Annotated in this window: 12 protein-coding genes; 5 read left to right on the top strand and 7 right to left on the bottom strand. The window is 73.4% G+C overall.

What is annotated here, in order from left to right; translation table 11 throughout:
- Positions 1–430: 430 nt before the first annotated feature.
- Positions 431–1,885: an MFS transporter gene (locus AB0G56_RS30210; RefSeq protein ID WP_360975307.1), complete on the bottom strand. Its 1,455-nt coding sequence runs from the start codon at positions 1,883–1,885 to the stop codon at positions 431–433.
- A 458-nt stretch (positions 1,886–2,343) separates the two neighbouring features.
- Here AB0G56_RS30210 and AB0G56_RS30205 point away from each other — a divergent pair, with 458 nt between their 5' ends.
- Positions 2,344–2,739, top strand: coding sequence for a nuclear transport factor 2 family protein (locus tag AB0G56_RS30205; RefSeq protein WP_360975304.1), 396 nt, complete (start codon positions 2,344–2,346; stop codon positions 2,737–2,739).
- Between the two features lie 85 nt (positions 2,740–2,824).
- Here AB0G56_RS30205 and AB0G56_RS30200 read toward each other — a convergent pair whose 3' ends face one another.
- A complete protein-coding gene (locus tag AB0G56_RS30200; protein WP_360975301.1) occupies positions 2,825–3,199 on the bottom strand; it encodes a DUF805 domain-containing protein in 375 nt (124 codons plus the stop codon).
- Positions 3,200–3,668: 469 nt separating this feature from the next.
- Here AB0G56_RS30200 and AB0G56_RS30195 point away from each other — a divergent pair, with 469 nt between their 5' ends.
- Positions 3,669–4,409: an SDR family oxidoreductase gene (locus AB0G56_RS30195; protein ID WP_360975298.1), complete on the top strand. Its 741-nt coding sequence runs from the start codon at positions 3,669–3,671 to the stop codon at positions 4,407–4,409.
- A gap of 191 nt (positions 4,410–4,600) precedes the next feature.
- Here AB0G56_RS30195 and AB0G56_RS30190 read toward each other — a convergent pair whose 3' ends face one another.
- The 4 genes from AB0G56_RS30190 to AB0G56_RS30175 all read right to left on the bottom strand — a co-directional run bounded on the left by AB0G56_RS30190 (position 4,601) and on the right by AB0G56_RS30175 (position 10,342).
- The gene (locus AB0G56_RS30190) at positions 4,601–6,145 is read right to left on the bottom strand and encodes an AMP-binding protein (RefSeq protein ID WP_360975295.1); all 1,545 of its coding nucleotides are present in this window, start codon (positions 6,143–6,145) and stop codon (positions 4,601–4,603) included.
- A 387-nt stretch (positions 6,146–6,532) separates the two neighbouring features.
- The gene (locus AB0G56_RS30185) at positions 6,533–7,486 is read right to left on the bottom strand and encodes an ACP S-malonyltransferase (RefSeq protein ID WP_360975292.1); all 954 of its coding nucleotides are present in this window, start codon (positions 7,484–7,486) and stop codon (positions 6,533–6,535) included.
- 85 nt (positions 7,487–7,571) lie between these two features.
- A complete protein-coding gene (locus AB0G56_RS30180; protein WP_360975289.1) occupies positions 7,572–8,420 on the bottom strand; it encodes a mycofactocin-coupled SDR family oxidoreductase in 849 nt (282 codons plus the stop codon).
- Between the two features lie 326 nt (positions 8,421–8,746).
- The gene (locus tag AB0G56_RS30175) at positions 8,747–10,342 is read right to left on the bottom strand and encodes an MFS transporter (RefSeq protein ID WP_360975286.1); all 1,596 of its coding nucleotides are present in this window, start codon (positions 10,340–10,342) and stop codon (positions 8,747–8,749) included.
- 89 nt (positions 10,343–10,431) lie between these two features.
- On the opposite strand from AB0G56_RS30175, the gene AB0G56_RS30170 reads away from it, so the two are divergent.
- Complete coding sequence (locus tag AB0G56_RS30170; RefSeq protein ID WP_360975283.1) at positions 10,432–11,262, top strand: SDR family NAD(P)-dependent oxidoreductase; 831 nt, start codon at positions 10,432–10,434, stop codon at positions 11,260–11,262.
- Between the two features lie 36 nt (positions 11,263–11,298).
- On the opposite strand, the gene AB0G56_RS30165 is transcribed toward AB0G56_RS30170, so the two are convergent.
- The gene (locus tag AB0G56_RS30165) at positions 11,299–11,718 is read right to left on the bottom strand and encodes a VOC family protein (RefSeq protein ID WP_360975280.1); all 420 of its coding nucleotides are present in this window, start codon (positions 11,716–11,718) and stop codon (positions 11,299–11,301) included.
- A 229-nt stretch (positions 11,719–11,947) separates the two neighbouring features.
- Here AB0G56_RS30165 and AB0G56_RS30160 point away from each other — a divergent pair, with 229 nt between their 5' ends.
- Both AB0G56_RS30160 and AB0G56_RS30155 read left to right on the top strand, forming a co-directional pair.
- Positions 11,948–13,135, top strand: coding sequence for a DUF993 family protein (locus tag AB0G56_RS30160; protein ID WP_360975277.1), 1,188 nt, complete (start codon positions 11,948–11,950; stop codon positions 13,133–13,135).
- 42 nt (positions 13,136–13,177) lie between these two features.
- A complete protein-coding gene (locus AB0G56_RS30155; protein WP_360975274.1) occupies positions 13,178–23,863 on the top strand; it encodes a type I polyketide synthase in 10,686 nt (3,561 codons plus the stop codon).
- The last annotated feature ends 36 nt before the right edge of the window (positions 23,864–23,899 follow it).

Raw genomic sequence — 23,899 nt, 5'->3', positions numbered from 1 at the left:
CGTCGACAGATCGTTCCCGAACGACGCCGTCTCCGAAGTGAACCGGTCCCCGGCGAGCTGCATACCGTCACCCGAATCCCCCGCGAAACGGATGACCACCCGGTCCACACGGCGGATCTCCTTGGTGAGCGATGTCCCTGTTGCGGACGGCACGATGGTTTCCACAGACATACGTGTGTCGGCTCCTGTCGGGTGTGGTGGCGGACAGCGCCCTGTTCTCGGTCGGGTGCCGCATGGGTCGTACACCTGGCCAGAGGCTAACCAGACCCGTTAGAGGCCCACTCGTGTCGTCATGGGCGTGCCGTGGACGCAGGGTGGCGTACGGCTGTGCGGACGGCGGGGCCGCCGGCCGCACAGCGGTGCGGGCCGCACCGGAGCGGTCCGGTGCGGCCCGCGGGCCGAGCGCTGTGGTGGTGCCGTGCGGCGGCGGTCAGTTGGCGCGGGCCGCGTCCGCCTTCAGCGGCGGGGCGACCGCCGGCTGGGCGGCCGGGCGCTCGCGTCCCGGGATGGCGAGGACCACCAGGGCGGCGATGACGGCCACCCCCGCGCTGACGAGCAGCACGGCACGGACACCGTTCTCGGAGGGCAGGGCCAGCGGGCCGACCTTGACCGTCATGTGGGCCAGGATCACTCCGACCACCGCGGCCGACGTGGAGGTGCCGATGGCCCGCATCAGGCTGTTGAGGCCGTTGGCGGCGGCCGTCTCGGTGGGCGGCACCGAACTCATGATGAGGGCGGGCATCGAGGCGAAGGCGAAGCCGACACCGATCGTGACGACGCAGCTGAAGGCCAGCACGCCCCACACGTTCTTCATCAGCGGCAGCGCCAGCGCGTAGCCGACGGCGATCACCAGGGAACCGGCGAGCAGCGACACCTTCGGGCCGCGGGCGGCGGAGATCTTCGCCGCGTAGGAGGAGGCGATCATCATGACGATGCCCGACGGCGCCATCCACAGACCGGAGGCCAGCATCGACTGGCCCAGGCCGAAGCCGGTGGCCTTGGGCAGCTGGAGCAGCTGGGGGATGATCAGCTGGCTGGAGTACATCGCGAAACCGACGACGATCGAGGCCAGGTTGGTCATCAGGACCGGCCGGCGCGCGGAGGTGCGCAGGTCGATCAGCGGGGAGGTCCTGCGCAGTTCCCAGGCCCCCCAGACCAGCAGCAGCACGACCGAGGCGCCGAAGAGGCCGAGCGTGGTGCTCGAACCCCAGCCCCAGTCGCCGCCCTTGGAGATGGCGAGCATCAGGCAGGCGAGTCCGGCGGAGAGGACGAGGGCGCCGAGGGCGTCGAACGTCCCGGTGCCGCGGACCTCCGAGGCGGGCACGATCATCAGGATCAGGGCGAGGACGACGACGCCGAGCACCGCGGACGCCCAGAACAGCACGTGCCAGTCGGTCTTCTCGGCCACGATCGCCGCGATGGGCAGGCCCAGCGCGCCACCGATGCCGAGCGAGGACGACATGATGGCCATCGCGGAACCGAGCCTCTGCGGAGGCAGCACGTCGCGCATCACGCTGATGCCGAGGGGGATCACGCCCATGCTCACGCCTTGCAGCGCCCGGCCGGTCACCATCGGGGTGATCGAGTCGGAGAGGGCGCAGACCAGGGAGCCGACGGTCATGACGACCAGGCTGATGTTCAGGACGAGGCGTTTCCCGTAGAGGTCGCCGAGCCGCCCGGCAACCGGTGTGGCCACCGCGCCGACGAGCAGCGTGGAGGTGATGGCCCACGAGGCGTTGGCGGCCGAGGTGTGCAGCAGCTCGGGCAGTTCGGGGATCAGGGGAACGATCAAGGTCTGCATCAGCGAGACCATGATTCCGGCTGCGGCGAGTACGCCGACGATAGCCCCGCTCGCGGGAGCTGACCGGGTGGAACTAGTGCTCATGGCGACTCCGCTCAGGACTCTGGCACGTCTGGGATGCACACGGTGCGCATCCGAGGGGAAAGTTCCACGGCGCGACTGAGCGCCGCTGGAGTCCTGCTGGAGTCCCTGGTCAGGAGGCCGGTGCCGCGGGGAGCGCGGGCGGCTCGGCGTCCACGGCGCGGGAACGGCCTGCCCCGGACGCCCTTCACCGCATGCCCCGCGAGGAAAACGCTCTTCCCCAAGGAAAGGAAAAGGGAGTTCCCACTATGGGTAAAGGACCGTCGTCTGTCCAGAGGGCGCCGGCCGGGCGGCCGTCCGCGACCCCCTAGATCCGGCCACCCGGCAGGGGCTCGACGGCCCCCACCCTTAACCCGAGGAGCAGGGTCTTTGCGCGTAGCACGCCCGTGGCCGGGGTGCGCAGAATGCGGGAGGGCCGGGGGGCAAGCGGCTCATCCTGGACGAGAGAGAAGAGGGACGACATGTCCGCACGAGGCCGAGGCCAGGGCCGGATCGACGAACTGCTCGCCGCGGAGCACCGTCTGCAGGCGGCCCACCGCCACTGCGACGTGCGGGAGATGGACGCGATACTCGACGACCGGTCCATCCGGGTCGACCCCGAGGGCACCCTCGTGCCGAAGGCCGAGGACCTGGCGTCCTTCCGGGACGGCCTGCTGGTCATCGACAAGCTGGAGGAGGCCGAGCCGGCGCAGGTGATCGTCGAGGGCGACACGGGCATCACCCGCGCGCTGCTCACCGTCATCGGTTCCTACGCCGGCCACGAGTACGTCACACGACTGCGCTACACGCGCACCTGGGTGCGCACCGGCCAGGGGTGGCGGGTGCTCGCCATCCACGCGAGCCAGATCGCCGTCTGAGGGGCCGAGAAGGGGGGTCACTCACTCGTCCTTCGGGGGGATGTCCCGCCGCCCGGCCGGTGGCGGCGGGTCCGGCTTCACGAGGTCAGCCGGTAGCGGGTTCCGCGCCGGCCACGCCGTCGGCGACCGGCGGCCCATAGGCGTTGGCCTTGGGCTGGGACTCGTCGACGAGGTAGATGATCAGTACGATCGCGCCGGCCAGCGGGATGAGGGCGATGAGCAGCCACCAGCCGGTGCGGCCGGTGTCGTGCAGTCGCCGCACGGCCGCGGCCATGAGGGGCAGCAGCACCACGAGCGAGTAGGCGCCCGAGAGCGCGGGCCTGATGCCGACTCCGGTCTCAAGGCTGGTCAGGGCGCATGCGATCACGAAGTTGATCAGCATGAACATCCAGTACTCCTGGCGCCGCGCCCTGCCCTCGAAAACGGCGTACTTCGCGAAGACATCGGTGTACCAGTGCATACGGGGGCTCCCTCACTGCTGCGGACTGACGGTCTCGTCGGACCCGCCGCCGCCCGGGCGCACGTCACCAAGGCGTCTGCGGGCCTTGCGTGGAGACCGTCTCAGTGACCGCTCGAATTTCGCTGGAGAAGGGGGACTCGCGGGCGGCGCGGGCGGTACGGGGACGAGCGCGGCTCGATCGGGCCTCGATCGGTTGTGCAGTACGGCGGTCCACGGTGGCCGGGGTCAGGGGTGACCCCGGCCACCGTCGTGTGTGCGGGAATTCGACGACAGGGCACGGCCGGAACGGCCGCGCGTGCGCCCGGGCCGCACTGCCGCCCGGCCGCAACCCCTGTCCCGGCCCCGGGCTTCGCCGCGTCCGGGGCCGCCTTGACCCGGACATTGCCGAGTGTTTGCCTTCGAGGGGGCGATCAGCCCTGGTCCGGCTTCGTTGCCCCTGCGCGGACGAACACGAAACGGAGAACCCCCCATGTCTGAACTGGCCGGAAAAGTGGCACTGGTGACCGGCGGCAGCCGCGGCATCGGTGCGGCTGTTTCCAAACGGCTCGCGGCCGACGGCGCGTCGGTCGCCCTCACCTACCACCGCGACGCGGAAGCCGCCGAGAAGGTGGCCACGGAGATCACCGCGGACGGCGGCACGGCGCTCGCCCTCAAGGCCGACAGCGCGGATCCGACCGCGGTGCGCGCCGCGGTCGACCACACGGCCGAGGTCTTCGGCGGCCTCGACATCCTTGTCAACAACGCGGGCGTGCTGCCCTGGGGGCCGCTGGAGGCGGTGACGACGGAGGAGCTGGACCGGGCCCTCGCCGTCAACGCGCGCGGCCCGTTCCTGGCGGCGCAGGCGGCATCGGCGTACATGGGCCCGGGCGGCCGCATCATCAGTATCGGCACCTGTGTGACCGAGCGAGTCTCCTCCCCCGGCATGACCCTGTACGCGATGACGAAGGCCGCGCTCACCGGCATGACGAAGGGCCTGGCCCGCGACCTGGGCGGGCAGGGCATCACGGCGGTGCTCGTCCAGCCCGGGCCCACGGACACGGAGATGAACCCGGCCGAGGGACCCGGCGGCGAGATGCAGGCCGCCATGACGGCGGTGGGCCGCTACGGCACTCCCAACGAGATCGCCACGACCGTAGCCCATCTCGCCGGGGAGGGCGGCCGGTTCATCACCGGGACCGCGATCGCCGTGGACGGCGGGTTCATGGTCTGAGGCTCATGGCCTGATGTGCGGTCCGGCGTGCGCGCCCCGGAGTGCGCGGCCCGGCGAGCGCAGTGTGGCGAGCGCGGTCCGCGGTTCGTGATCCGGGGTTCACGGTCCGGGCCGCGCCCGGGGGTGGTGTGCCGCCGCGCGGGGGCCGCCGCCCCCGGGACCGTGTCACCGCCGCCCCGGAGCCCGGACGGTCAGCCGGCGGCGCCCGGCGCCAGGGCGGCCCCGGTCCGCTGGGCGGGGCGTTCGAGCAGGTCGGCGGCGCGCCGGGTGAGTTCCTTGCGGTCCACCTTACGGTTGGAGTTGAGGGGGAAGTCGGCCAGGTGCTGGTAGTGGCGCGGCAGCATGCCCTTGGGAAGCAGTTCGCGCAGGGCGCGGGCGAAGCGGGAGGCGGGACGGGGCTCGCCGGTGTAGTAGACGACGAGTTCGGTGCCGGAGGCGGTCGGGGCGCCGACGGCCACCACTTCCTCGACGCCCTCGCAGGAGCGCAGGACGTGCTCCACCTCGGCCAGTTCGACCCGCCAGCCCTGGAGCTGCACCTGGGAGTCCAGGCGTCCCAGGTAGACCAGTTCGCCGTCGGCCAGCCGGCGCACCCGGTCCCCGGTGCGGTACCAGCGGCGTCCGGCCCGCTCCACGAAGCGGCCGGCGTCGTCGGCGGGGTCGAGGTAGCCGGCCGACGTCTGCGGCCCGGTGATGAGGAGTTCGCCCTCGACGGGTGTCTCCCGGTCGTCGCCGTCGACCAGGACGTGGTCGTGGCCCTCGTGCACCCGGCCGATGGGCACCAGGCCGTTGACGCAGCGTTCCGGCGAGGTCGCCGGGTCCCAGCGGTGGCCGGTGATGGTCACGGTCAGCTCGGTGGGGCCGTAGATGTTCTCCAGGGTGGAGGAGGGCGCGGCTGCCTGCCAGTCGGCGGCGTCGTGGGCGCGCAGGGCCTCGCCCGCGAAGAAGCTCCAGCGCAGGCCGGGCAGGGAGCCCGGCGCGAGCCCGTTCATGCGGCGGGCCAGGGAGATGGCGCTGGGCGTGGCGAACCAGACGGTGACGCCGTGCCCGGCGAGGTAGGCCGGCAGGTCGAGGTAGGCGGTCTGGGGGGTGACGTCGACGGTCGCGCCGCTGCCCCAGGCGCAGAACAGGTCGAACATCGCGCAGTCGAAGTTCAGGTCGAAGGTCTGCGAGAAGACGTCGTCCGGTGTGAAGTCGTAGCGCTTGTCGAGGAGTTCGAAGTAGTGGCGGGTGCTGCCCTGGCTGATCGGCACGCCCTTGGGGCGGCCGGTGGAGCCCGAGGTGAACAGCATGTAGGCGGTGTCGGCGGGCGAGGTGCCGGGGCGGGGTCCGCTCAGGACGCGGGCCGGGTCCGGCTCGGCGACCACCAGGGCGGGCAGGTCGTCGCCGAGGCCCGCCAGCACCGCCCGGCCGCGGTCGTCGGCGATCACGGCGGTGGCGCCGGACAGTTCGAGCATGTGCCGGGTGCGGGCGGCAGGGAAGTCGGGGTGCAGGGGGACGACGGTGGCACCGGCGTACAGGGTGCCGAGGATGCCCGCGTACGCGGTGACGGTCTTGCCCGCGAGGACGCCGACGGTCCGCGCCTCGCCGAGGGAGCCCGCCCAGGTGAGGGCCTGGTGGTGCAGGTCCCGGTAGGTGATCGTCTCGGAGCCGATGCGCAGGGCGGGGCGGTCGGCGGACAGGGCCAGTCCGCGCAGGAAGCGTTCGTGCAGGCCACCGGGGTGGTGGTGCTGGGTCATGGTTCCTCCGTAGGGGACGCGGCGATGCCCGGGACACGCGCGCTTTCTCCGTAGGGGGACGCGGCGATACCCGGGACACGCGCGCCGATCGTTCTGGACCGGTCCTCGCTCCTCCCCGCCCTTCCCGGCCGTTCCAGTCCGAACGGGACCGGGCCGGGCGGGGACGGTTCGCACCGGGCCGGGCGGAGAGGTGCGCGCCGGGCCCGGCGAAGAGGGTTCGCGCCGGGCCGGGCGAAGAGGGTTCGCGCCGGGCCGAGACGGGACGCGCCCGGTCGGGGGCGCCGGATGGCGTCGGGCCAGGGGCCCTCAAGCCGCCGGGGCGCCTGTGCGCCGAGCCGCCGGCGGGCCTTCAGCCGCCAGGGCGACAGGGCGAAAGGGGTGCGTGCCTCAAGCCGCCAGGGGGCGGCGGCGTTTGGGGCGCAGGGCCAGGCGGGGGTTGGCCGAGACGACGCGGAAGTTCTTCGAGGCGGCGCCGACGCGGCCGAACAGGGCGTCCTGGCCGGCGACGTAGAGCGTGCCGACGCCCCGGTCGTGCAGGGAGCCGAGTGCGGTGGGCCAGGCGACCGCGCGGACGCAGCAGTCGAGCAGCAGGTCCCTGACCTCCTCCCCGGTGGTCAGCACGGTGCCGTCCTGGTCGGAGACGACGGCGAGGGTGGGGTCGCGGAACTCCAGGCCGTCCATCACCTCGACGGCGGCCCGGCGGCGCAGTCCCGCGAAGGCGGCCGAGTGCATGGGCGGGCGCATGACGTAGAGGGGCAGTCCGCCCGCCGCGCGCAGCCGCTGCTGGAGCCATTCCAGCCGGGAGGCGCGCAGGGTGACCATCGCGAAGTCCTCGTCGACCACGCAGGTGACGTCGTGCCACTCGTCCCGCGCGGTGAGTTCGGCGAGGATCTCGTCGAGCACGGCGCGCGGGGTGCGGGCGAAGGACTGGGTGGCGACCTCTTCGGGGTACTCCTCGGCGAAGAACGCGTCGAGGGTGTGGGCGAACCGCTCGGTGAGGCGGACGCCGTCGGCGAAGGACAGGGCGCCGGAGCGTACGGCGGTGGCCTTGCCGCCGAAGCTGGGGCCGGTCACGTAGGAGGGCTCGACACCGAATTCGTGTTCGGCCCATGCGGCGAGGGCGAGGCAGTTCACGAAGAAGGCGAGCTGGGCGGCGACGGAGTAGTCGCCCTCCGCCTCGCGGAAGCCGTCGAAGAGGGAGCGGCCGAGGGTGTCGTCGGCCTCCGCGACCAGCTTCCGGGCGAACGGGTTGACCAGCATGAACTTGCCGACTTCGGCGAACGGTGAGGGCCCCATTCCTGGGAACACCAGGGCGCTTTTCGTCCGGTTGTCAGTCTCCATGCGGCCCAGTGTGGTGAAGGGGCCGCCGGGCAAGAACCCCTAACGGCCCCTTACAACCGCCCCTCTCACCGGGCGGCGCGCGGTGTCACAGTCCGGCCTTGACCAGGGCGCCCGCGTCGATCTTGAGGTGCAGGCCGGTGACGTAGCGGGACTCGTCGGAGGCGAGGTACACCACGGCGTGGGAGACGTCGGCCGGGGCGACGTAGGGGACGGCGATGGAGTGCATGGCGACGAAGCCCTGTTCGGCCTCCTCGCGGCCGGGGTTCTCCAGGTCGGGGCGGATGGCCCGGTACATGGCGTCGTTCTGCACCATGGCCGTGTCCACGTTGGTCGGGTGGACGGCGTTGATCCGGCGGCCGGTGGGACCGAGCTGGACGGCCAGGGTGTTCACGAAGTCGACCAGGGTGCGCTTGGCGTACTTGTAGGCGGCGAAGCCGGGGCCCGCCTGGGCGACGTCGCCGTGGCCGGGCATGAGGCCGGCGGCGGATCCGGTGACGACGACGGAGCCGCCCTCGCCGAGGTGCGGCAGTGCGGCGTGCACGGTGTTGAGGACGCCGGTGAGGTTGGTGTCGACGGTCTCGGTGAAGGCCTCGATCGGGCGGTGGGCGCCGATCGGCAGGATGCCGGCGTTGGCGACGACGGCGTCGAGGCGGCCGAGTTCGGCGACGGACTCGTCGATGGCCGTGCGCAGCGCGGCGCGGTCGCGCACGTCGGCCTGGCGGACGATCGCCCGGCGCCCGGTCTTCTCCACCAGGCGGGCGGTCTCGGCCAGTTCGTCGGCGGTGGCCATCGGGTATTCGGTGATGCCGGTGTCGGAGGGTATGTCGATCGCGATGATGTCGGCGCCCTCCTCGGCCAGCCGGACGGCGTGGCTGCGGCCCTGGCCGCGTGCCGCTCCGGTGATGAGGACTGCCTTGCCCGTAACCCGGCCCATGCCTGGCTCCTTCGCTCGTCCGGTTCGCTCGTCCGGTTCGGTGGGGTCCCGCCGGCGCAAACGTGCCGTACGCGGGTGGGTCCGCCGTCCTTCTTACTGCGAACCCGGCCCCGCGGGCCCGGATCGGGGCCCCCTAACCGGCGCGGGCAGGCGACTTTAGGGGGAGCAACTGCACGGAAGCGGCTTCGAGAGGAGCGTCTTCGACGGGAAGCGCCTTCGACTGGAAGCGGCTTCGACTGGAAGCGGCTTGAGGGAGGAGCAGCGCGGCGCCCCGGGCACCAGGTCGTGGTGTCCGGGGCGCGTACGGGCTCTCGCGGTCGGGCCGGTCAGGCCGCCGCGGGGGTGTGTTCGCGTTCGGTGTCCGTCTCCTGCGCGGCGGGTGCGGCCGGGGCCGCGGGGACCACGTGCCGCAGGGAGATCAGTACGAAGACGGACATGACGGCGAGGACGCCGATGGCGGTGAGGCCCGCCGGGGTGAGGGATTTGACGAAGGCCTCCTGGGCGGTGTGGAACAGGTGCCCGGCCTGGGGTTCCTTCAGGGTCATGGAGTAGTTGTGCGCTCCGCCGAGGGTCTGGCGGGAGGCGTCCAGGGCGCCGTCGGGCAGGCCCGCGGGGATGGTGCGGTCCATGGTGTTGCCGAAGACCGAGGCGCCGATGCTGCCGAGCACCGCGACACCGAGGGCGCCGCCGAGTTCCTGGCAGGTCTGGAGCATGGCGGAGACCCGCCCGGACTGTGCCTCGGAGGTGTAGCCCATGATCTGGTCGGTGACGATGGTGTTGGAGATGACCACGCCCACGCCCATGCACACGGTGCCGCTGATGATCAGCGGGATGTTGCGGTCGGTGCCGAGCCGGGTGACCAGGAAGCAGCCGGTCGCCGCGATGAGGAACCCGGCGACGATGACGTAGGCCGGGCGGACCACACTGGCCGTCTTCACCGCGACGGGCGCGAAGAACATGATCGCCACGGGGCTGGCCAGGGTCCACAGGGCGGCTTCGAGCGGGCTCATCCGCAGCACCTCCATGAGGTACTGCGTGGTGAAGATGCCGAAGCCGACCATGGTGAAGTAGGCCACCACGTTGCAGCTCATGGACGGGCCGAAGCCGCGCCTGCGGAACAGGGTGAGGTCGATCATCGGGTGCGCGTGGGTGCGCTGGCGCAGTACGAACGCGACGCCGAGGACGACACCGACGGCCACGGACACGGCCGGGGTCACGGAGAAGCCGTCGGCGGCGAACTTCTTCAGCGCCCACACGGTGGGCAGGACCGCGCCCATGGAGAGCAGGGCGGACGGCAGGTCCAGGCGGGTGGCGCGGTCGCGGTACTCGGGCACGAGCAGCGGCAGCGCGAGCAGCAGGACCGCGATGAACGGCAGGTTGACCAGGAAGATCGAGCCCCACCAGAACTTGGTGAGCAGCAGGCCCGACAGGACCGGTCCGATGGCCGAGCCCATGCCCATGCCGACGGTCCACACCGCGATCGCGTTCCGGCGCTGTCCGGCGTCGTGGAACATGTTGCGGATCAGCCCGAGGGTGGAGGGCATGAGGGTGGCGCCGCCGACGCCCTGGAGCGCGCGCGCCGCGATGAGCACGGCGGGCGAGCCGGCGAACGCGGCGAGCGCCGAGGCGCCGCCGAAGACGATGCTGCCGAGGACGAGCAGGCGCCTGCGTCCGATGCGGTCGCCGACGCCGCCCATGGTGATGAGCAGCCCGGACAGGACGAAGCCGTAGATGTCGATCATCCACAGCTGCTGGGTGCCGGAGGGGTGCAGGCTCGCCGAGATCGACGGGAGCGCGAAGTAGAGGACGGTGATGTCCATGGACACCAGCAGCACCGGGAGGATCAGTACGGCTAACCCGATCCACTCCCGGCGTCCCGCCTTGGTCGTGACGGGCGTTGTGGGGGGTGTATCTATACGCACGTCTCAGACTCCTGTATAGTACGGATGTATAGATGCTTGGTGGACGAAGAAGTGATCTGCCCAGCGCCAGTCCGAGAACGGAGAAAGCCATGAACCTGCAGGGCAAGACTGTGGTCGTGACCGGTGCCAGCTCGGGCCTCGGCGAGGCGGCGGTACGCCGTCTGCACGCTGCCGGAGCCAACGTGGTACCGGTCGGACGTTCGGCACAGAAGACCGCGGCCGTCGCCGCCGGACTGGGCGTGGACCCGCTGACCGCCGACTTCTCGGAGCTGACCGAGGTGCGCCGGCTGGCCAAGGTGCTCCTCGACCGCTGCCCCCGGATCGATGTGCTGGTCAGCAACGCCGGCTGCATCATGGCCAAGCACACGGTCACCAAGGACGGCTTCGAGGAGACCTTCCAGGTCAACGCGCTGGCCCCCTACCTGCTGACCAGGCTGCTGACCGAGCGGCTGCGCGACAGCGGCGGCCGGGTGGTGGTCACCTCGTCGCAGACCATCGAGGGCCGCCGCCAGATCGATCCGGAGAACGTCAACGGCAAGGCCAAGTACGAGCCGTACGAGGCCTACGCCGACAGCAAGCTCGCGCTCGCGCTGCTGACCCGCGAGTACGCCCGCCGCCACCCGGAGGTCGGGGTCGCCGACTTCCACCCGGGTGTCTTCGTCGGCGGGCTGGCCCGCGGACTGTGGCGGGAGCGGCTGCTGACCAACAGCCCGCTGCGCGGGACCGTGGAGCGGTTCGTCGGCACCCCCGACAAGGGCGTCGACACCCTGCTCCACCTGGCCGGCACCGACACGCCGCTGCGCGGCGAGTACTACAAGGACGGCCGCCGCACCGACCCGGGCGCCACCGCGGAGGACACCGCCACCGCGGCCGCCCTGTGGGACATCTGCGCTCATGGCACCGGCCTTCCGCTCCGGTAACTTGGCTCCGGACGCCGCCGGACCGGCCCGCACGGGTCAGTCCGGCGACGCCTGCAGTTCGATCAGGTGGCCCGCCGGATCACGGACGTAGGCCAGCACGGTCTCCGGGCCCCACTCGGGTTGCGGCGCCGCCTCGGCGACGACCGTGGCGCCGTACTCCTCGCACAGGCTCTGCGCCGCCGTGACGTCGTCGAGGCGCAGGCAGAGCAGCGCGGTGTCGGCCGCGCCCTCGCGCACGTCGAGCATGGTGCGCATGGCCGCGCGGTCGATGAGCGCGAGCACCGGCTCCTCCTCGACGTTCCAGCGGGCGTACGGCCCCTGCGGGACGCCCTCGGCGACCTTGGCACCGCACAGTTCGCCGAGCACGGCGTCGTAGAAGCGGAAGCAGGCGGCGAAGTCGTCGACCAGCAGCCGTGGATGGAGGGTCCCCACGAGAATGGGCGGACGAGGGCTCATCTTCACTCCGTTTCCTGGTCGGTGACAGGGGTGTGCACGACTCGCCGACCGTAGCCAGCCCGGGGCGCCCCAGAGCACCCCTACCGGGCCCGGGCGAGGAGTTCAGGGGTGTTTTCAGGGGGCGTCAGCGGTGGAGATCTCCCGGCGCACGCGGCTTGAATGTGGCGGAAAGACCGCGCCTTCAGCACGCGGCCGAGGCCATCGCCGATCGAGTCTTGGAGCCACATCCGTGATCGAACTTCCGGAATACGACGGCACACTGACGGCGCATCAGCCGCGGACCACGCCCCGGGTGTTCACACCCTCGGCCGACCCCGTCCGCAGCCGGGCGGTGTTCTCCACCGCACACGTGGTGGCCGACCCGCTCGCGTCCAACTCCCCGCTCCTGATGGGCTGGGAGCCCTTCACCGCGCCCGCCCTGGACTGGGACGCCACCCTCGCCTTCCGCCGCCACCTTTGGGCGCACGGCTTCGCGCTGGCCGAGGCGCTCGACACCCAGAACCGGGCCATGGGCCTGGACTGGGCCACCTCCGCCGAGCTGATACGCCGCTCCGCCGCCGAGGCCAAGGCGGTCGGCGGACGCATCGGCGGCGGCGTGTGGACCGACCAGCTCGACCCGATGCGTCCGCACACCCTGGACGCGGTCGTCGCCGCCTACGAGGAGCAGATCGAGACCGTCCAGGACGCGGGCGCCGAACTGATCATCATGGCCAGCCCGCAACTGCCCGCGGTCGCCCAGGGCCCCGACGACTACGCCCGCGTCTACGAGCGGCTGCTCGGCCAGGCCGAGCGCAAGGTGATCCTGCACTGGGTGCTGCCGGAGTCCGACCCCCGGCTGACCGGCTACTGGGGCTACACCGAATGGGACAAGGCCCTGGAGGCGTTCCTCGCCGTCGTCACCGACAACGTCGACCGCGTCGACGGCGTCAAGGTGTGGCCGCTGGGCCGCGAGCAGGAGATCGAACTGCGCCGCCGCGTCCCCGCCGGCGTGCACGTCTACAACGGCGACATCACCGACTTCCCCGAGCTGATCGCCGGCGACGAGCACGGCCACAGCGACGCTCTCGCCTCCGTCTTCGACCCGCTCGCGCCGGTCGTCGCCGAGGCCTTCCGCGCCCTGGACGACGGCGACACCGCGGGCTTCACGAAGGAGCTGCGCACGACGCTCCCGCTCGCCCAGCACCTGTTCGAAGGCAACGCGCTGACCATGCGCTTCTTCAAGACCGGGTTCGTCTTCCTCGCCTGGCTCTCCGGTCACCAGGACCACTTCCGGATGGTCTGGGGCGAGCAGTCCGCCCGTTCGGTCCCGCACCTGGCCCAGGTGTACCGGCTCGCCGACGGGCTGGGCCTGTTCCCCGACCCGGACCTGGCCGAACGCCGGATGCGGGTGGTGCTGGCCACCGCCGGCCTGGACTGAACACGCCGCCGCCCCCGCCCGCCCGGAGATTGGTGATCACCGATGTCGAACGACCAGAAGCTGCTCGATTACCTCAAGGCGGTCACCGCCGACCTGGCGCAGACCCGCAAGCGACTCCAGGAGGTCGAGACGGCCGGCCAGGAGCCGATCGCCGTCATCGGCATGAGCTGCCGCTACCCCGGTGGCGTCGCCGGTCCCGAAGACCTGTGGCGGCTGGTCGCCGAAGGCCGCGACGCCATCGGTGAGTTCCCCACCGACCGGGGCTGGGACCTGGACGCGCTCTTCGCCGCGGACGGCCCCGGCCGCACCGCCGTGCGGGTGGGCGGCTTCGTCCACGAGGCCGCCGACTTCGACGCGGCCTTCTTCGGCATCTCGCCCCGCGAGGCGGTGGCGATGGACCCCCAGCAGCGCCTGCTGCTCGAACTGGCCTGGGAGGCCTGCGAACGCGCCGGGCTCGACCCGCACGCCCTGAGCGGCGAACGCGTCGGCGTCTACGCGGGCACCGGCGCCCAGGACTACGAGTACGTCCATGCCCAGAACCCCGACGCCGTCGCCGACTACGGCGCCACCGCCACGGCCGCCGCCGTCCTCGCCGGACGCGTCTCCTACACCCTCGGCCTGGAGGGCCCGGCCGTCACGGTCGACACCGCCTGCTCGTCCTCGCTGGTCACCCTGCACCTGGCGGCCCAGGCACTGCGCGCCGGGGAGTGCTCGCTCGCCCTGGCCGGCGGCGCCGCGGTCATCTCCACGCCCGGCGTCTTCGTCGCCTTCAGCCGCCAGGGCGCCCTCTCCTTCGACGGCCGCTGCAAGGCCTTCTCCGACGACGCGGCCGGCACCGGCTGGGGCGAGGGCGCCGGCCTGCTGCTGCTGGAACGGCTCTCCGACGCCCGCCGCAACGGCCACCCCGTGCTCGCGGTGGTGCGCTCCTCCGCCGTCAACCAGGACGGCGCGAGCAACGGGCTCACCGCACCCAACGGGCCCTCCCAGCAGCGCGTCATCCGGCAGGCGCTGGCAGGCGCCGGGCTGACCACGTCCGACGTCGACCTCGTCGAGGCGCACGGCACCGGCACCACCCTGGGCGACCCCATCGAGGCGCAGGCGCTGCTCGCCACCTACGGGCAGAACCGGCCCGAGGACCGGCCGCTGTGGCTGGGCTCCCTGAAGTCGAACATCGGGCACACCCAGGCCGCCGCCGGGGTCGCCGGTGTCATCAAGACCATCATGGCCATCCGCAACGGCGTGATGCCCAAGACCCTGCACATCGAGCGGCCCACCACACACGTCGACTGGGACGCGGGCCGCGTCGAACTGCTCACCGAGGCGCGGCCCTGGCACACCGAGGACGGCCGGCCGCGGCGCGGCGGCGTCTCCTCCTTCGGCGTCTCCGGCACCAACGCGCACGTCATCATCGAGGAGGCGCCCGAGGAGCCCGCCCCGCAAGCCGCCCCGCCGTCCGCCGCCGGCGCACCGGACGCGGCTCCGGCGGGCGCCGCGGCCCCGGCGGGCGCGGTGGTGCCCTGGGTGGTCTCCGCCCGCAGCGGCTCCGGACTCGCCGCGCAGGCCGCGCGCCTGCACGCCGCGCTGTCCGGCGACGCGCACGCTCACTCCGAGAACACCTCCTCGGACACCTCCCCGGACACCTCTACGGACAACTCCACGGCCGAGGACGACGTACGCGACGTGGCGCACGCGCTGGCCACCGGGCGGGCCGGTCTGGAACACCGTGCGGTGGCGCTCGGCGCCGGCCGCAGCGAACTCCTCGGCGCTCTCGGGGCCCTCGCCGAGGGCGGCGAGTCCGCGAACGTCGTGCGCGGCACCGTCGTGGGCGACGCGCCGCCGGTCTTCGTCTTCCCCGGGCAGGGCTCGCAGTGGGCGGGCATGGCCGTCGAACTCCTTCAGACGGCTCCCGCGTTCGCCGCGTCGATGACCGAGTGCGCCGAAGCGCTGCGGCAGTTCACCGACTGGGACCTGTTCGACGTGCTGCGCGAGCGGCCCGGCGCGCCCACCTTCGACGAGGTCGACGTCGTGCAGCCAGTGCTGTGGGCGGTGATGGTGTCGCTGGCCCGGCTGTGGGAGTCCTTCGGTGTGCGGCCCGGTGCCGTCGTCGGCCACTCGCAGGGCGAGATCGCCGCCGCCACCGTGGCCGGGGCGCTCACCGTCGAGGACGGCGCCCGCGTCGTGGCCCTGCGCAGCAAGGTCATCCGCGACGAACTCGCGGGCCTGGGCGGCATGATGTCGGTCGGCCTGCCCGCCCGGGAGGCCGCCCGGCGCATCGGGGACTGGCCGGGCAAACTCTCCCTGGCCGCGGTCAACGGGCCGGGATCCACCGTCGTGTGCGGGCACGTCGACGCGCTGGAGGAGCTGCGCGGCACCCTGGAGGGCGAGGGCGTACGGGCCCGGATGATCCCCGTCGACTACGCCTCCCACTCGGTCTTCGTCGAGAACGTGAGGGAACGCATCCTCGACGTCCTCGCGCCGGTCGCGCCGCGCCCCGCCGACGTCGCCTTCTACTCCACCGTCACCGGCGACCTCATCGACACCACCGTGATGGGCGCCGAGTACTGGTACACCAACCTGCGCCAGACCGTCCTGTTCGAGGACGCCACCCGCGCCCTGCTCGCCGCCGGGTTCTCCGTGTTCGTCGAGGCCAGCCCGCACCCCATCCTCAAGCTCGGGGTGGCGGAGACCTTCGCCGACGCCGGGGCGAACGCGGTGGCCGTCGGGTCGCTGCGCCGCGGCGAGGGCGGCCTGACCCGGTTCGCCGCCTCACTCGCCGAGGCCTACGCGCACGGCGCGGCCGTGGACTTCTCCCCGCTGCTCGCCGGACGGCCCGGGCGGCGCGTCCAGCTGCCGACGTTCGCCTTCCAGCACCGGCGCTACTGGCTGGAGCCGGCGCCGGGCGCGGCCGGTGACGTCGTCTCGGCCGGTCTGTCGGCCGCCGGGCACTCGCTGCTGAGCGCGGTCGTGGTGGCCCCGGAGGACGGCGGCGTGACCCTCACCGGGCGGCTGTCCGCGCACACCCAGCCCTGGGTCGCCGACCACGTGGTCCAGGACGCCGTGTTCTTCCCCGGCACCGGATTCGTCGAACTCGCGGTGCGCGCGGGCGACCAGGTCGGCTGCGGCCTGCTGGACGAACTCACCCTGAACGCGCCGCTGGTGCCGGGCGCCGGCGAGGCGGTGCAGCTCCAGGTCGTCGTCGGCGGCCCGGACGACAGCGGCCGCCGCGCCCTGAGCATCCACTCCCGGCCCGAGCAGGCCGACCCGGACGAGCCGTGGACCCGGCACGCCACCGGCACGCTCGCCACCGCCACCGCCGCCGCGCCCGCGCCCGTGTCCGGGCCGTCCGAGTGGCCGCCGCGCGACGCCGAACCGCTGGACGTCTCCGCGCTCTACCCGGATCTCGCCGGGGCAGGACTGCGCTACGGACCGCAGTTCCAGGGGCTGACCGCCGCCTGGCGCGCGGGCGACGACGTGTACGCCGAGGTCGCGCTCGCCGACACCACCTCCGCGGAACGCTTCGGACTGCACCCCGCGCTGCTCGACTCCGCCCTGCACGCCGTCGCCCTCACCGACGCGGTCGGCGACGAGGCGGCCCTGCCCTTCGCCTGGTCGGGCGTGCGACTGCACGCGTCCGGCGCCCGCACACTGCGGGTGCGGCTGACCCCGGTGCGCGCCGGCGAGGTCGCGCTGACCGCCGTGGACGCGTCCGGCGCTCCGGTGGTCAGCGTCGACTCGCTCGTCCTGCGCCCCCTCGCGGGCGCCGCGGCACCGCGCCGCGTCGACTCCCTGTACCGGATCACCTGGCAGCCCGCCGCCGCGCAGGGCTCCCCGGCCGGACCGGTCCCCTGGACCGACTGGCCGGACCTGCGCCTGCCCGAGGCGGGCGGGCCGGGGGCCGCCGTACCGGACGTCGTCGTCCTGGCCACCGAAGAGGGCAACAGCACCGAGGCCGTGCACGCCGCCGTCCACCACGTCCTCGACGTACTGCAACAGTGGATCTCCGACGAACGGCTGGAGACGTCCCGCCTGGTCGTGGTCACCCGGGGCGCGGTCGCCACCGACGGCGAAGCGGTCACCGATCTGGCCGGCGGCGCCGTGTGGGGCCTGGTGCGCTCGGCGCAGTCCGAGCACCCGGACCGCTTCGTCCTGGCCGACCTCGACGAGGACACGGCGCTCGACGACGTGCTCGGCGCGGTCCTCGCCTGCGGTGAGCCGCAGGTCGCCGTGCGCGGCGGCACGGTCCGCGCCGCCCGGCTGGCGCGCGCCGTCCCCACCGGCGAGACCGGGTCCCGGCCCGCGTTCGGCCCGCAGGGCACGGTCCTGATCACGGGCGGCACCGGCATGCTCGGCCGGCTCGTCGCCCGGCACCTGGCCCGCGAACACGGCGTACGGCACCTGCTGCTGCTCGGGCGGCGCGGTCCCGACGCCCCCGGGGCGGCGGAACTGGTGGCCGAACTGGCCGAACTGGGCGCCGAGGCGACCGTGGCCGCCTGCGACGCGGCCGACCGCCGGGCGCTCGCCGCCGTCCTGGACACCGTCCCGGCCGACCGTCCGCTGACCGGCGTGGTGCACGCCGCCGGTGTCCTCGACGACGGGACGCTCTCCTCGCTCACCCCCGAGCGCGTGGACCGGGTCCTCGCCGCGAAGGCCGACGCCGCGCTCAACCTGCACGAGCTGACCGCGGGCCCGGACCTGACCGCGTTCGTGCTGTTCTCCTCGGCGGCCGGCGTCATCGGCGCCCCCGGCCAGGGCAACTACGCCGCCGCCAACGCCTTCCTCGACGCCCTCGCCGCCCACCGCAGGGCCGCGGGGCTCGCCGGGCAGTCCCTCGCCTGGGGCTTCTGGAGCCAGGCCAGCGGCATGACCGGCGCCCTGGACGACACCGACCGCGGCCGCATGTCCCGCAACGGGCTGCTCGGCCTCGCCGACGAGCAGGGCCTCGCCCTGTTCGACGCCGCCACCGCCTCGGACGCCGCCCTGCTGGTGCCGGCCCGGTTCGACCTCGCCGGGATCCGCGCCGACGACGCCGCCCCGCAGCCGATCTTCACCGCGCTGGTGCCGGCCGTGCGCCGCGGCGCCGCCGCCCAGGCCGCCTCGGCCGCGGGCTCCTTCGCCGAGCGACTGCTGCGGCTGCCCGAGGCCGAGCGCGTCGCGGCGGCCCTCGACCTCGTACGCCAGAAGGTCGCAGCGGTCCTCGGCTACGGCTCCCCCGACGAGGTCGAGGCCGAACGCGCCTTCCGCGAGCTGGGCTTCGACTCGCTCAGCGCGGTCGAACTGCGCAACCGGCTCGGCGAGGCGGCGGGCGTACGGCTGCCCGTCACCGTGGTCTTCGACCACCCCAACCCGACCGCGCTCGCCCGGCACCTGGTGACCGAGACCTGCGGCGACCAGGCCGCCGCCGCGGTCGCGGCGCCCGCGGCCCGCGGCGGCTCGGGCGACGACGAGCCGGTGGCGATCGTCGCGATGGCCTGCCGCTACCCGGGCGACGTGCGCTCGCCCGAGGACCTGTGGCGGCTGGTCGCCGAAGGCACCGACGCCGTCGGTCCGTTCCCCGCCGACCGCGGCTGGGACCTCGAACAGCTCTACGACCCGGACGGCGGCCGGCCGCACACGACCTACGTCCGCGAGGGCGGGTTCGTCTACGACGCGGGCGACTTCGACGCGGACTTCTTCGGCATCAGCCCGGTCGAGGCCGAGGCGATCGACCCGCAGCAGCGGCTGCTCCTGGAGACCTCCTGGGAGGTGTTCGAACGGGCCGGCATCGACCCCGCGACCCTCAAGGGCTCCGCCACCGGCGTCTACGCGGGCGTCATGTCCCACGACTACGCCGCCAACAGCGGCACCGGCGCCATCGCCTCCGGCCGGGTGTCGTACACGTACGGCTTCGAGGGCCCGGCGGTCACCGTCGACACGGCGTGCTCGTCGTCCCTGGTCGGCATGCACCTGGCCGCGCAGGCGCTGCGCACCGGCGAGGTCGACCTCGCCCTGGCCGGCGGCGTCACCGTCATGGCCAGCCCGGAACTCTTCGTGGAGTTCAGCCGGCAGCGGGGCCTGTCGAAGGACGGCCGCTGCCGCTCCTTCGCGGGCGCCACCGACGGGACAGGGTGGGGCGAGGGCGTCGGCCTCCTGCTGCTGGAACGGCTCTCCGACGCCCGCCGCAACGGCCACCCCGTGCTCGCGGTGCTGCGTTCCTCCGCCATCAACCAGGACGGTGCGAGCAACGGCCTGTCGGCGCCGAGCGGACCCGCGCAGCAGCGGGTAATCCAGCAGGCGCTCGCCACGGCCGGACTCGCCGCCGAGGACGTCGACGCGGTCGAGGCCCACGGCACCGCGACGACGCTGGGCGACCCCATCGAGGCGCAGGCGCTCCTGGCCACCTACGGGCAGAACCGGCCCGAGGACCGGCCGGTGTGGCTGGGCTCGCTCAAGTCGAACATCGGCCACGCCCAGGCCGCCGCGGGTGTCGGCGGTGTCATCAAGATGGTCATGGCCATCCGCGAGGGCGTCCTGCCCAGGACCCTCCACGTCGACGAGCCCACCCCGCACGTCGACTGGGAGTCGGGAGCGGTCCGCCTCCTGACCGAGTCCCGCGCCTGGCCCGACACCGGCCGCCCCCGCCGCGCCGGCGTCTCCTCCTTCGGCATGAGCGGCACCAACGCCCACGTCATCGTCGAACAGGCACCCGCCGAGGCCACCGAGACCCAGGCGGACACCGCGGACAGCGGCGCCCCGCTCCCGGTGACCCTGCTGGTGTCCGCCAAGTCGGCCGAGGCGCTGCCCGCCCAGGCCCGGCAGCTCCGCGACTGGCTGACCGACCACCCGGACCACTCCCCCGCCGACGTGGCCCACACCCTGGCCACCACCCGCGCCGCCCTCGACCACCGCGCCGCCGTCACCGGCCGGGACACGCAGACCCTGCTGCGCGGCCTCGACGCGCTGACCGAGGGCCGGAACCTCCCCGGTGTGGCCGCCCGGGGACGCGTCACGGGCGGGAAGCTTGCCTTCCTGTTCACGGGGCAGGGCGCGCAGCGGGCGGGTATGGGGCGGGAGTTGGCGGACACGTACCCCGTGTTCGCGCAGGCCCTGGAGGACGTGTTCGCGGCCGTCGATGCGCACTTGGAGCGGCCGTTGCGGGAGGTGATGTGGGGCGAGGACGCTGACCTGCTGAACCAGACCCAGTACACCCAGCCCGCCCTGTTCGCCTTCGAAGTCGCCCTGTACCGGCTCGTCGAGTCCTGGGGTGTGACCCCCGACTACCTCGCCGGGCACTCCATCGGCGAGATCGCCGCCGCACATGTCGCCGGAGTCTTCTCCCTGGACGACGCGGCACGGCTGGTCACCGCACGCGGACGGCTCATGCAGGCCCTCCCCGCAGGCGGCGCCATGATCGCCCTACAGGCGACCGAGGACGAGATCCTGCCACTGCTCACCGAGCAGGTGGGCATCGCCGCCCTCAACTCACCCCAGTCCACCGTCATATCCGGAGCCGAAGCGGAAGCACGGGCCATCGCGGAACACTTCGCCGCCCAAGGCCGCAAGACCAAACAGCTCACCGTCAGCCACGCCTTCCACTCCCCGCTGATGGAGCCGGTGCTCGACGACTTCCGTGCGGTCGCGGAATCACTCACGTACCAGCAGCCACAGATCCCCTTCGTTTCGACGGTCACGGGCGACGTCGTCACCGACGAACTCACCACGGCCGCCTACTGGACCGACCACATCCGCAAACCGGTCAGGCTCACCGACGCGTTGGCGCACATCCCGGCCGCCACCCACCTGGAGATCGGCCCCGACGCCGTCCTCACCGCCCTCGGACCGGCCGTCACCGAGGACGCCGTCTTCGTGGCCGCCCAGCGCCGCGACCACGACGAGGCGCCGGAACTGGTGCGGGGTGTGGCGCGACTGCATGTCGCAGGGGTGCGGGTCGACTGGGCGGCCCACTTCGGGGCGATCGGTGCCCGGCGGGTCGACGGCCTGCCGACGTACGCCTTCCGGCGCACCCGCTACTGGCTGGACGCGAAGGACTACTTCACCGAGTTGTGGCACGGCGAGGCCGGGGCGGCGAACGTCGTCGGCGCCGGCCTGGAGACGGCGGCGCACCCGCTGCTCGGGGCGGCCGTGTGGTCGCCGGAGTCGGACGGGGTCGTCTTCACCGGGCGGCTCTCGCTGGAGGCACAGCCCTGGCTGGCCGGGCACGCGGTGCGCGGTGCGGTGCTGCTGCCGGGCACGGCGTTCGTGGAGCTGGCGCTCGCGGCCGGCGCCCAGGTCGGCTGCGAACTGCTCGACGACCTCGCCCTGGAGGCGCCGCTGGTGCTCCCGGAGCGCGGGGGCGTGGCGTTCCAGATCACGGTCGGCGAGGACGCGGGCGGCAGCCGTACGTTCGCCCTGCACACCCGGGACGAGGGCGGCGCGGGGGTGTGGACGCGGCACGCCACCGGTCTGCTCACGACCGCCGCTCCCGTCCCGTCCGAGAACCTGGCGGTGTGGCCGCCGGCCGGTGCCGAGCCGCTGCCCGTCGAGGGGCTCTACGAGGGGCTGGCCGAGGCCGGGTTCGGCTACGGGCCCGCCTTCCAGGGGCTGACCGCCGCCTGGCGGGACGGGGACGACCTGTACGCCGAGATCACCCCGCCCGAGGGCACCGATGTCGAGGGCTTCGGGCTGCACCCGGCGCTGTTCGACGCGTCCCTGCACGTGCTGGGGGCGGCCGGGGAGGACTCCACGGCGCGGCTGCCGTTCGCCTGGTCGGGGGTCGCGCTGCACGCCTCGGGCGCGTCCCGGGTGCGGGTGCGGCTGCGTGCGCTGCCGGGCGGTGCCGTGTCCGTGCTGATCGCGGACGCGCTGGGGGCGCCGGTCCTGACGGCCGAGTCGCTGGCGCTGCGCGAGCTGACCGAGGTGCCGCGGGCCGGGTCCCAGGACCTGTACCGGGTGGAGTGGGTGGCGGCCGTACCGCGTCCCGGCGGGGCCCAGGTCCCGGCGGCGGAGTTCGCCGTGCTGCGCTCCGAGCCGGGGGTGAGTGCCGCCGAGGCGCACGCCGCCGTCGTACGGGCGCTGGCGGAGGTCCAGGCGCGGCTGGCGGACGGGACGAAGCTCGCGGTGGTGACGAACGGGGCCGTGGCGCTGCCCGGCGAGGACGTCACCGACCCGGCGGGAGCCGCCGTATGGGGCCTCGTACGCTCCGCACAGGCCGAGAACCCCGGACAGTTCCTCCTCATCGACACCGACACAGACACCGACACCGACACCGACGGCAGTCTCGACGGCACCGCCTTCCTGGAGGCCGCCCTCGCCACGGGCGAACCCCAGGTCCTGATCCGGGGCGGGCAACTCCACGCCGCCCGCCTCACCCGGCACACCCCCACCCACAGCGACCGGCCCACCGCCGCCTTCACCCCCGACAGCACGGTCCTGGTCACCGGAGCCACCGGTGCCCTGGGGCGCACCGTCAGCCGCCATCTGGTCGCCGCGCACGGGGTCACCCGCCTCGTGCTCGCGAGCAGGCGCGGGGAAAGCGCGCCGGGGGCCACGGAACTGCGGGACGAACTGGCCGCTCTCGGTGCGGAGGTGACGCTCGCGGCGTGCGACGCCGCCGACCGCGAGGCGACCGCCGCGCTGCTGGACGCGCACCCGGTGGACGCCGTCGTGCACGTCGCCGGTGTCCTCGACGACGGCCTCGTCACCTCCCTCACCCCGGAACGGGTGACGGCGGTGCTGCGGCCGAAGGTCGACGCGGCCTGGAACCTGCACGAGCTCACCCAGGACCGCCCGCTGACCGCGTTCGTCGTGTTCTCCTCGGCGGCGGGTGTCCTGGGGAACGCGGGCCAGGCGTCCTACGCCGCCGCCAACTCCTACCTCGACGCCCTCGCCACCCACCGCGACCACCGCGGACTGCCCGGCCTCTCCCTGGCCTGGGGCCTGTGGGACAGCGGCACGGGCATGGCGGGCGAGCTGGCTGAAGCGGACCGGGAACGGCTGGACCGCTCCGGGGTGCGGGCGCTCGCGCCCGGGGAGGCGCTGGCGCTGTTCGACGCGGCGGGCGGGCAGGGCTCGCCCGTGGTGGTGCCCATCCGGTTCGCGTCGGGCGCGTACGAGGGTGACGTACCGGCGATCCTGCGCAAGCTGGTGCGGGCCACCGCGCGGCGCGCGACGGCCGCCGCCGGATCGGCCGCGGCCGGCGGGCTGCGCGAACGGGTGGCGGGGCTGCCTGCAGCGCGGCGCACGGGGGTGCTGCTGGACCTGGTGCTCGACCAGGCCGCGGCGATCCTGGGGCACGCGTCGGCGGCGGCGATCGACCCGGACCGGTCCTTCAAGGATCTCGGTTTCGATTCGCTCGGCGCGGTGGAATTCCGAAACGGTGTCAATGCGCAGACGGGTCTGCGGCTCCCGGCGACGCTCGTCTTCGAGTTCCCGAACGCGCGGGCGCTGGCCGAGCACCTTTCCTCCGAATTGGCGCCCGCCGGGGATTCCCCGGAGAATTCCCTCTCCGCTTCTGGTGCTGTCTCCGCCCAGGAGGAGGAGAGGCTGCGGGACATCATCCGGTCGATTCCGGTGGAGCGGCTGCGCACGAGCGGACTGGCCGACGCGCTGCTGTCGCTGGCCGGCGAGGCGGGGGTGTCCGAAGCCGGTTCCGGCGCCGGTGCCGCAGTCGGCGGGGAAGCGGCGCAGGACGGGGGGTCGATCGACGACCTGGACGCGGACGCCCTGATCAACCTGGCTCTCGGCGACGTCTGAAGGTACGGCGACGGCCAGGTGGCGGCCGCCCTCGCC

Source organism: Streptomyces sp. NPDC021356 (assembly GCF_040641015.1).
Lineage (GTDB): Bacteria > Actinomycetota > Actinomycetes > Streptomycetales > Streptomycetaceae > Streptomyces.
The sequence above is the reverse complement of the archived record's forward strand: the minus strand, read 5'-3'. Positions and strand labels throughout refer to the sequence as shown.

Bases quoted from the DNA above. Each gene is read 5' to 3' on its own strand.
- AB0G56_RS30185 (WP_360975292.1), bottom strand. From the start codon at position 7,486: ATGGAGACTGACAACCGGACGAAAAGCGCCCTGGTGTTCCCAGGAATG.
- AB0G56_RS30205 (WP_360975304.1), top strand. From the start codon at position 2,344: ATGTCCGCACGAGGCCGAGGCCAGGGCCGGATCGACGAACTGCTCGCC.
- AB0G56_RS30190 (WP_360975295.1), bottom strand. From the start codon at position 6,145: ATGACCCAGCACCACCACCCCGGTGGCCTGCACGAACGCTTCCTGCGC.
- AB0G56_RS30210 (WP_360975307.1), bottom strand. From the start codon at position 1,885: ATGAGCACTAGTTCCACCCGGTCAGCTCCCGCGAGCGGGGCTATCGTC.
- AB0G56_RS30180 (WP_360975289.1), bottom strand. From the start codon at position 8,420: ATGGGCCGGGTTACGGGCAAGGCAGTCCTCATCACCGGAGCGGCACGC.
- AB0G56_RS30200 (WP_360975301.1), bottom strand. From the start codon at position 3,199: ATGCACTGGTACACCGATGTCTTCGCGAAGTACGCCGTTTTCGAGGGC.
- AB0G56_RS30155 (WP_360975274.1), top strand. From the start codon at position 13,178: ATGTCGAACGACCAGAAGCTGCTCGATTACCTCAAGGCGGTCACCGCC.
- AB0G56_RS30170 (WP_360975283.1), top strand. From the start codon at position 10,432: ATGAACCTGCAGGGCAAGACTGTGGTCGTGACCGGTGCCAGCTCGGGC.
- AB0G56_RS30195 (WP_360975298.1), top strand. From the start codon at position 3,669: ATGTCTGAACTGGCCGGAAAAGTGGCACTGGTGACCGGCGGCAGCCGC.
- AB0G56_RS30165 (WP_360975280.1), bottom strand. From the start codon at position 11,718: ATGAGCCCTCGTCCGCCCATTCTCGTGGGGACCCTCCATCCACGGCTG.